Genomic DNA, 4,231 nt, shown 5'->3' with positions numbered 1-4,231 from the left:
CCTGATTTATCAATGGTCCGTATGCCCCATACGTTATGCATCACCATGATGTTATCCTGATACGTACCGATATAGAGCAACACATGTCCTTTGAGATAAATGATTGTCTCAAAGGGGACCCCTTTTTCTTTGATCAGGTCAAGTTTTTCATCATTGGATAGTCCTTCAAACGAAACGACCTCTCCTTTGCGTGCCTGTGCGGCAGAATTTCGGGGAAGCCATATGCCAAAGGGGGTATACATATCCCGAATCATCGATGAACAGTCTCTCTCTCCGAGCATCCCTCCCCATCCGTAGGTGTTTTTTAGCATCTGTTCACCCAGGCGGATCAAATCGTTTTTATTCAGCTTGGCAATTCCTACTCTGGCCGCCGGTTTGGGAATCGAAACGGATTTAAAAGAGCCGTTGCTGTCGTACGCGAGAGCGTAATATTCATTTTGCTGCTCTTTTTCCATCGGCAGTACCATCCCGATACGCGAATACGCGACGAAGCGGTTGGAACTGTCGTAGAGAGGAACATTGTCTTCGGTGATGAAAAGTTTTTCCTGTTTCCGCATGGTTTCGCTCATAGTTGTGTCAATAACGGCAATCCCATCAGATTTAACCCACCCTGATGCACTGTTCGTAAAAATATAGCTCCATGCACCGTCTATCGAAGTATGGGAGATAAAAATGGGCTCATGATAATTGACGCTGCTGTTTTGAAGCATATCAAATGGATACCCTTCCCCCGGTAAAGAAGGATCCCGATAAAGAGGTTTTTCGGTCGGCAATGCCCGCAAGTCCAGCCATTTAAGCGCAATCCCTTTTTGATTGAGCGTTCCGTAGTTTTCAAAATTCGCGTGAGCCTCTATCTCTTTGAACCATGAAGGAGGCAAAGGGCGTAGGTTGCTTCCATACCCGCCCCGAAACGCGCGCATCGGCCATGAAACATCCTGAACGCTCATCGGCGGCACCGTATAGTCCCACGGCGTATAATAGGATTTTTCAAAATTCTTCTGCACGTCATAAAAACTTTCACGGTCTATGCCGTTTTGTTCGGCATAAGGGGCAATGGACTGCTCAAACCGTTCCAAATCATTGACTACGGGGCCAAGTTGGGGAAGCATGACATCAAGTTCTTGCGGGAGAGTACAGCAGTAGGGGCTCTCGCCAACCTTTGTGGCAGGCGTCATTGTTGCCGGTTCAGCTGTTTTGAGAGAATATGCGGCTTTGGGAGCAGGCATATGTGTACTGCATCCTCCCAATATAAAAATGATACCGCCGATCCATACTGTTGATTTCATGCTCTCTCTACCCTATTCTATCCCTCCGAAACGTCCGACGATTCTGCCGATGATCTCGACTTCATCTCTGCGTGCGACATAGGTGGGATAGTCTTTATTATCTGAAATAATATCGAGTTTTCCATCAAGACGAACTTGTATCCGTTTGATAAACAGTCCGTGTTCGGTGCGGATCGTAAATACTCCGCCGCGGCTGACATCGGTTTTGGAACGATTAAGGAAAACAATATCGTTGTAACTGAACGACGGCTCCATCGAATCTCCCGTGACGTTTATTGCTTCGATATGGCGCAGTTGCCCTTCTCCACCCAGCGACATGACAAAGTTTTCTTCGAGCATCAGCGGTTCAAAATCGAGTTCTTCATTGTCAGCTCCCCCGCCGGCGGAAGCATTGACCGATGAGAAATAACGTACCATATAAAAGCGGTTTGTCGGTTCTATCAAGCTTTCAGGCGACTGGTTGTACAAAAGCCAGTTAATCGCAATCGAACGCTTTGCGCAAAAATCGAGTAATTCATTAAAGGGGATTTTATTCCGCTTTTTCATGGTTGCAAAATTCATTTGCGAAATCTCCAGTAATTCCGCAATATCTTTGTCAAATACTTTTTTATCGGGGAATTCGGATGAGACGATATCTTTGATCGTTTCAACAATTTCATTAAATGTTTTCATGGCGACATCCTTTTACCGTATGGGATACGATATTCTAGGAATTATGCCATCTTTATGGTAATAATATGTCATTTTGAAATATTTTTAACTATCTTTTTCTATTTTTTATACTCTTTGTCATACAAAATTTCCGATTTAAAGGAGAGAGCATGGCAAAGGTTATTCGTAAAGCAAGCGGATGGATGGATCGTTTTGAAATGCAGATGGGCGTTTGGGCAGAAAAACTTTTTTAATCGCTTCCGTCTCGCTCAGAGATACTTTCACGTGTACTGTCGGGAAGGGACGATTTGTCTTGTTCTATTTTCGCTTCTTTTTCGAGCCGGGAGAGATGATAACCCCGAAAAATATAGATTAAAAAGAAGACGAAAAGAACAACGACAATCGTATCGAGAATCTGTACCATTACATCAACTCCTTGTAAGTGTCAAAATTTTGCTTGATCGCTTCGTACAAAATGATACCCGTGCTGATGGCAAGGTTGAGGCTACGCCCCTCTTTCGTCATCGGAATGGTCATCGTCTGGCTAGGGTGGTTTTCCAAAAGCTCGCCCGGAAGGCCTGACGTTTCGCTTCCGAACAGCAGATAATCCCCTTTTTCGAATGTTATATCGAAATAAGGACGATCCGTTTTCGTTGTCGCAAAGAAAAAGCGTTCACGATTCGGATGGGCTTCAAAAAACTCTTCGAGAGATTCCCACACTTTCAGATCAAGCTTATGCCAATAGTCCATCCCCGCACGGCGGAGCGCTTTTTCGCTGATGTCGAACCCCAAAGGTTTGATCAGATGAAGCGTTGCACCCGTATTGACGCAAAGCCGCCCGATGGCTCCGGTATTATTGGGGATTTGAGGAGTGACCAGAACGATATTAAACATTTAAAAAATGATCGTTTTATTGGCGTGAACGAAGATGCGGTCTTCAAGGGCAAGTTTCAGGGCTTTAGAGAGAACGATTTTTTCCACATCACGGCCCGAACGCTGCATCTCTTCCCATCCGTAGGCATGATTGACATGAATAACGTCTTGAGCGATAATCGGCCCTTCGTCCAGATTGTTATTGACAAAATGGGCCGTTGCCCCGATGATCTTGACTCCTCGCTCATACGCCTGCTTATACGGATTGGCACCGATAAATGCCGGAAGGAACGAGTGGTGGATGTTAATGATTTTGTCTTCGTACGCTTCAACAAAGCGGGGCGTCAAAATGCGCATGTATTTTGCCAATACGATGTAATCGATCTCGCCGAAAGCGGCAAGTTGTTTGAGAACGCGCTGTTCGTGTTCGTCGCGGTCACATCCTTCATGCGATACGGTATAAAAAGGAATATCGAATTTGGAAACCAGCGGTTCAAGAAGATCATAGTTTGAAACGACCGCTACGATTTCGGCATCCAGTTCTCCCGCTTCGTAGCGGATCAGAATATCTCCCAGGGCGTGCGATTCTTTTGTCGCCATCAACACGATCCGTTTTTTACGCGGAGCAATGACATCCAAATGGGCATTGGCGGGTAAAACCGATTTGAGTTCGCTCTTGAGGGCGGCAGGATCGATTTCACCTGCGACAACACTGCGCATAAAAAATTTGTTTTGGGCTTTGTCGACAAATTCGTTATTGGAAATAATGTTGAGATTGCGGTGGAAAAAAATGCTGGAAACTTTATAGACCAGCCCTTTTTCATCGTTGCAGTGGATTAGTACCCGGTATTGTTCATTCATCATTGTGTATCCTGAAAAGAGCGTTTGTTTAGGGTTATTTTAAATTGTCCAAACGATTATCGATAGTGGCGAGGAGGTATTCAAGAAAATTAAGAGTCAAATCAACCTTGGCTTCGATCTGGACATTGTTGGGGGACTGAAATCCCTCAAAAAGGACGAGCAAACGTTCCCGGATTCCTTCGAGCCATCGTGCTTCATCCTCGCGTACCGTAGGAACGGGTTCGGAAAATGCAGCTGCAGGCATCGTTTGTACCGAAGAGACGTCTTCTTTAAGAGGCTCATTCTCTTCGAGTGCTTCGGGCACTGTCACTAACTCTTCGATTTCGGCCAATGTGGATAAAATGACATCTTTTAATTCCATGCGCGAAGCAACCACCTTTCAAACTGGATAAACTCGGCCTCGTCGTCCATCTGGACGAAAAATGCTTTCATTTCGTTGTTGACACCCAGAAATTTCTTTCGCATCCCGGAGAGGCGGCGGATCGCAATTTTCGCATCCGAATTATTGGGATCTTTTTTCAAAATTTCTTTGTAAATTTCAAGAGCATCTTCTTTAAGCC

General features: G+C 45.1%; 7 protein-coding genes. All 7 read right to left on the bottom strand.

Annotated elements, in window-relative coordinates; genetic code table 11:
• On the bottom strand, positions 1–1,286 hold a 1,286-nt coding region (locus WB308_RS07335), incomplete at its 3' end, for an SH3 domain-containing protein (protein WP_424190457.1).
• Positions 1,287–1,298: 12 nt separating this feature from the next.
• Positions 1,299–1,958, bottom strand: a complete 660-nt coding sequence (locus WB308_RS07330) for a S24 family peptidase (protein ID WP_424190455.1) — start codon at positions 1,956–1,958, stop codon at positions 1,299–1,301.
• A gap of 229 nt (positions 1,959–2,187) precedes the next feature.
• Complete coding sequence (locus WB308_RS07325) at positions 2,188–2,361, bottom strand: hypothetical protein (protein ID WP_424190453.1); 174 nt, start codon at positions 2,359–2,361, stop codon at positions 2,188–2,190.
• The gene (locus tag WB308_RS07320; RefSeq protein ID WP_037945662.1) at positions 2,361–2,831 is read right to left on the bottom strand and encodes a tRNA (cytidine(34)-2'-O)-methyltransferase; all 471 of its coding nucleotides are present in this window, start codon (positions 2,829–2,831) and stop codon (positions 2,361–2,363) included. Before WB308_RS07320 ends, WB308_RS07325 begins: the two co-directional genes overlap by 1 nt.
• A complete protein-coding gene (gene purU / locus WB308_RS07315; protein WP_424190459.1) occupies positions 2,832–3,671 on the bottom strand; it encodes a formyltetrahydrofolate deformylase in 840 nt (279 codons plus the stop codon). It lies immediately after the preceding gene.
• 34 nt (positions 3,672–3,705) lie between these two features.
• Positions 3,706–4,032, bottom strand: a complete 327-nt coding sequence (locus WB308_RS07310) for a CiaD-like domain-containing protein (RefSeq protein ID WP_424190451.1) — start codon at positions 4,030–4,032, stop codon at positions 3,706–3,708.
• Positions 4,023–4,231 (bottom strand): hypothetical protein (locus WB308_RS07305; protein ID WP_424190449.1); only part of this gene is annotated, 209 nt, incomplete at its 5' end. The genes WB308_RS07305 and WB308_RS07310, both read right to left, overlap by 10 nt.

This window comes from Sulfuricurvum sp. (genome assembly GCF_049587615.1).
In the GTDB taxonomy this organism is placed as follows: Bacteria; Campylobacterota; Campylobacteria; order Campylobacterales; family Sulfurimonadaceae; genus Sulfuricurvum.
The sequence above is the reverse complement of the archived record's forward strand: the minus strand, read 5'-3'. Positions and strand labels throughout refer to the sequence as shown.

Bases quoted from the DNA above. Each gene is read 5' to 3' on its own strand.
- WB308_RS07330 (WP_424190455.1), bottom strand. From the start codon at position 1,958: ATGAAAACATTTAATGAAATTGTTGAAACGATCAAAGATATCGTCTCA.
- WB308_RS07325 (WP_424190453.1), bottom strand. From the start codon at position 2,361: ATGGTACAGATTCTCGATACGATTGTCGTTGTTCTTTTCGTCTTCTTT.
- WB308_RS07320 (WP_037945662.1), bottom strand. From the start codon at position 2,831: ATGTTTAATATCGTTCTGGTCACTCCTCAAATCCCCAATAATACCGGA.
- purU (WP_424190459.1), bottom strand. From the start codon at position 3,671: ATGAATGAACAATACCGGGTACTAATCCACTGCAACGATGAAAAAGGG.
- WB308_RS07310 (WP_424190451.1), bottom strand. From the start codon at position 4,032: ATGGAATTAAAAGATGTCATTTTATCCACATTGGCCGAAATCGAAGAG.